At 45.0% G+C, this 3,813-nt stretch carries 4 protein-coding genes; 1 reads left to right on the top strand and 3 read right to left on the bottom strand.

What is annotated here, in order from left to right:
- Window positions 1–103: 103 nt before the first annotated feature.
- A complete protein-coding gene (locus ACH10T_RS08915) occupies window positions 104–1,216 on the bottom strand; it encodes an acyltransferase family protein (protein WP_394808944.1) in 1,113 nt (370 codons plus the stop codon).
- A 183-nt stretch (window positions 1,217–1,399) separates the two neighbouring features.
- Here ACH10T_RS08915 and ACH10T_RS08910 point away from each other — a divergent pair, with 183 nt between their 5' ends.
- The gene (locus tag ACH10T_RS08910; RefSeq protein ID WP_394808943.1) at window positions 1,400–1,882 is read left to right on the top strand and encodes a CinA family protein; all 483 of its coding nucleotides are present in this window, start codon (window positions 1,400–1,402) and stop codon (window positions 1,880–1,882) included.
- Window positions 1,883–1,899: 17 nt separating this feature from the next.
- Here ACH10T_RS08910 and ACH10T_RS08905 read toward each other — a convergent pair whose 3' ends face one another.
- Both ACH10T_RS08905 and ACH10T_RS08900 read right to left on the bottom strand, forming a co-directional pair.
- Window positions 1,900–2,517: a TIGR00645 family protein gene (locus ACH10T_RS08905; protein ID WP_394808942.1), complete on the bottom strand. Its 618-nt coding sequence runs from the start codon at window positions 2,515–2,517 to the stop codon at window positions 1,900–1,902.
- A gap of 559 nt (window positions 2,518–3,076) precedes the next feature.
- Complete coding sequence (locus ACH10T_RS08900; RefSeq protein WP_394808941.1) at window positions 3,077–3,727, bottom strand: calcium-binding protein; 651 nt, start codon at window positions 3,725–3,727, stop codon at window positions 3,077–3,079.
- Window positions 3,728–3,813 lie beyond the last annotated feature (86 nt).

Raw genomic sequence — 3,813 nt, 5'->3', positions numbered from 1 at the left:
GCATTCCTTTTACAACCAGCATGTAGCCTCACCATTTTTTCGATGTCAACAGTCTACACGAAGGTATCGATGATCTCGCTTAATGCGACAGAACCCATCGTTTCTAGCTATTTCCAAGCAATGCCACGAGTAGGCCGAATGTAATAAATCCCGTGGGTAGCAAGATATGCATCCGATGCGTTACCGGGCGAACCTCAAACCAGTTAAAAAGCACAATACCCGCGCCAATACTTGCTCCTACGGCTAACAGCAAGCCGAATAACTGAATGGCTGGCTGATGTGGTAAGAATCTGAAGAATGCCGCATTGATGACCAGCGATATCGGAAAGTGAACCAGGAATATAGAATAGGAAGCGCGCCCAAGATAAGCCAGATAACCGGGTACACGTTGACTGTTCAAAACATCATAGTACTGAGCCAATCCCAGTATCAGCATGACACTGCCTGCGACAGCAATGCGCGAACGAAAATCAAGCGTTAATGTTACAAAAATCAGCCCGACCAGCGCGATGACCCAAAAAATCCGATGTTGACTAACAGAAGCCCAATAAATCAGAATGCCTAGACCATAGGCACCAAAAAAATATAAAGCCGTTTCATCCCAGTAACTGTCCCGATTAAAAAAGAATAGTGAAACAGTTGTTAAGCTTAGAATTAAAACCAAGCTGAGTATTTGCAAATCCAGATATCGATTCTGGATTTGTTTGGAAATCCAGAAAAGTAAAATCGTTAGTACAAATAACTGAAAATCAATGGCAACATACCAGATACCTGCTGACAGCACTTCCTGGTTTAGCAGATCGTGCAGCAAAAAAATATGCGCCAGTAGTTGAAACAAATTGGGTGTGCCAGGAATCGATTCATGATTCATCCAGACTCTGGCCAATGCAGCGCATCCAATCGCTAACGTTAAAGCGGCCAGATACGGCATAATTAATCTCAAGTAGCGGTGTTGTATCAGCCGGATGGGTGTTGTGACTAAGGATGAGCCCTTTGGCGCCAGTTTCGCAGCAACAAGAAAACCCGCAATGACAAAAAACATTTGCACAGCGATTCGTCCGTATTCACGCAACCAATCCAATAAAGCAGGAATCAACGGATAGGCGATATTCGACATGGGGCCATAAATGGCCAAGTGATGCGTGATGATCAGCAAACAACAGATGGCTTTTAAAGCATCAATAAAAGACATCCTTGATGAATGATCAGCTTGCATAGTTCTAGGCTAAGAAAATAAAAGCAGATTCCAATATAATGATTCAAGCACCCTATTTTTAAAGATTAGCACGACGGCGGGTTAAAGTGGTATTTAGTTTCTCTCGGCTTGGATGGTCTGCCTTTGACCAGAATATTGAAATGGAGTCATAAAATTTCTGATATAAATCAAGATTCTTACGATTTGGCAGTCAATGTAGGAGAACGCCTTGCCCAGTGCGGATTGCTGCTGGTGACCGCCGAATCTTGCACCGGCGGCTGGTTAGGTCAAGCCGTGACTGCCGTGGCAGGCAGCTCAGCTTGGTATGAGCGGGGGTTTATCACGTATAGCAACGCTTCCAAATGTGAGATGCTGGGCGTCCAGCATGCGACATTGGATCAATATGGCGCCGTATCCGCGCAAACTGCACAGGAAATGGCCCTTGGAGCGTTGAACAGAAGCCGTGCGCAGATTAGCGTATCAATCACCGGGATTGCCGGCCCCGATGGCGGTACTACAACGAAACCCGTGGGGATGGTCTATTTTGCCTGGGCGATTAAAGATGGTTTAGTACAACAAGACACCCGGATTTTTAAAGGAAATCGTGAAACCATCCGGCGTTTAGCAGTGGTTACAGCGCTGCAAGGGATAATGCAGTTGTTGCATGATGCAACCGCTGTAGCCTGAGACCGAGCCGATTGTTATTAGTGTTCACCCGATTGCTGACTGGTTTGCGTGATAATGCGATCACAATAGGCAATGGCAAGAGCCGAAAATAAAAAAGCCATGTGTATGCCCGTTTGTGCAAGCAATGTTTTTTCATCGTACGCGCTGGCGTTGATAAAGGTTTTCAGCAAGTGTATCGACGAAATCCCGATAATGGCGGTTGCCAGTTTAACCTTTAAAACAGAAGCATTTACATGCGATAACCATTCCGGTTGATCGGGATGCCCTTCCAGATTCATGCGCGAGACAAAGGTTTCATAACCGCCAATAATGACCATGATCAGCAGATTGGAAATCATCACCACATCAATTAGACCCAGAACGACTAACATAATGGCCGTTTCAGTTAACTTAGTGGGCCTTTCTGCCCCTTTTATCGTGACCGTGTCGAGGATATGCTGTAATGCATTTTGATTACCCAGCACGGCGCCAATCAAATCAGATAACTCAACCCAGAAATGAAATACATACACGCATTGCGCTAATACCAATCCCAGGTATAAAGGCAACTGCAACCAGCGGGAGAGAAAAAGGAAATGTGCGATTGGGTGAATTCTTTGCGGCGGCGTGTTTCCAGGTTTATCTTTGTGTTCCATATCTTCTGATCGCGTTCAAAAAATGCCGCAAGCATAACATATGCGGCAGTTAAAAAAATTGGACCTTTATCCAATTTGACCTTGAATTTGGTGTTGCAAGCGATAAATTTCAATAGCTTGGAAGCTATCAATGAGCTACCGATTTTTCTAACTTGATAATTGGACGTGATTAATTTCCTTTCTCATGCGAAAGGAGAAACCGGGCATTTTCGTTCAAAGTAGTGAGAAACTTGGAGGAGAAGTTTGAGACCATGAAGCATGAAATGCAAAATAGAATGTTCGGTTGCTTTGGTCGCGAAAACAAGCCTAGGTAAGGTGCCAATAAGCGGAAGCGCATTGCACCGGAATTTTTATTCGGCGCAATAGCAATTGCGCCCTACCTTGCTGCGGTTATTGCATGATGTTACGGCTGTAGCCTGAGACAATGGGTTATTTTATTAGTATTCCGCCATTGACACTAAACGTTTAAAAAATTAAGGGTATCCATGGATACCCTTTAAGCAGATGCAGCAATCATCCCGAATCCCCGTAACAACTCTCCGGGGATACAGGTATGAAGTTAAATAATTACAAAATCTGCTGCAGTTAGGGCAGGTATTCCTGTCAATGTTGCAAACACTACCTGAGCCCCAATGCCATTACCATCAGCGTCGTAAGAGAGATTTCCAGTGGTGGTGTCATAGATCAGAGAATCATTACCATCCAGGGCAATCGCACCTACACCGGAAACAAAAGTATCCGCCGGGATAGCGCCCGTTGCTATAAATTGAGTAAAAATGGCATTTTCCAATTGGATAGTATCATCAGTTATGTTGAAGTCAGTCACGATATCGACATTGGTGACCGCATTCAGAGCGGTACTAAACGCAAAGAAATCGGCACCGATACCGCCGGAGATGGTATCGGAACCTGCAATTCCATCGAGCGTATCGTTGCCGGAATCGCCATTGAGGGTGTTGTTTCTGGCATTTCCAGTCACCGTATTGTTTAACGTATTACCGATTCCCGTGGTTGCCGTACCTACCAGTTGCAGTCTTTCAACGTTAGCACCCAGCGTATGCGTTGCTAAGTAACTGATCACCAGATCGTTACCGCCACCAGCTCCTTCTGTATAAGTATCGCCAGCATTTTCAACAATGTAGATATCGTTTCCACCGCCGCCGGTCATACTATCATTGCCTTCACCACCATTAAAAGGGTTCTGTCGCATTAAGCGAGATCATCGATACCTTCGTGTAGACTGTCGACATCGAAAAAATGGTGAGGCTACATGCTGGTTGTAAAAGGAATGCGATT

This window comes from Nitrosomonas sp. (genome assembly GCF_043753625.1).
In the GTDB taxonomy this organism is placed as follows: domain Bacteria; phylum Pseudomonadota; class Gammaproteobacteria; order Burkholderiales; family Nitrosomonadaceae; genus Nitrosomonas.
The sequence above is the reverse complement of the archived record's forward strand: the minus strand, read 5'-3'. Positions and strand labels throughout refer to the sequence as shown.

Bases quoted from the DNA above. Each gene is read 5' to 3' on its own strand.
- ACH10T_RS08915 (WP_394808944.1), bottom strand. From the start codon at position 1,216: ATGCAAGCTGATCATTCATCAAGGATGTCTTTTATTGATGCTTTAAAA.
- ACH10T_RS08905 (WP_394808942.1), bottom strand. From the start codon at position 2,517: ATGGAACACAAAGATAAACCTGGAAACACGCCGCCGCAAAGAATTCAC.
- ACH10T_RS08900 (WP_394808941.1), bottom strand. From the start codon at position 3,727: ATGCGACAGAACCCTTTTAATGGTGGTGAAGGCAATGATAGTATGACC.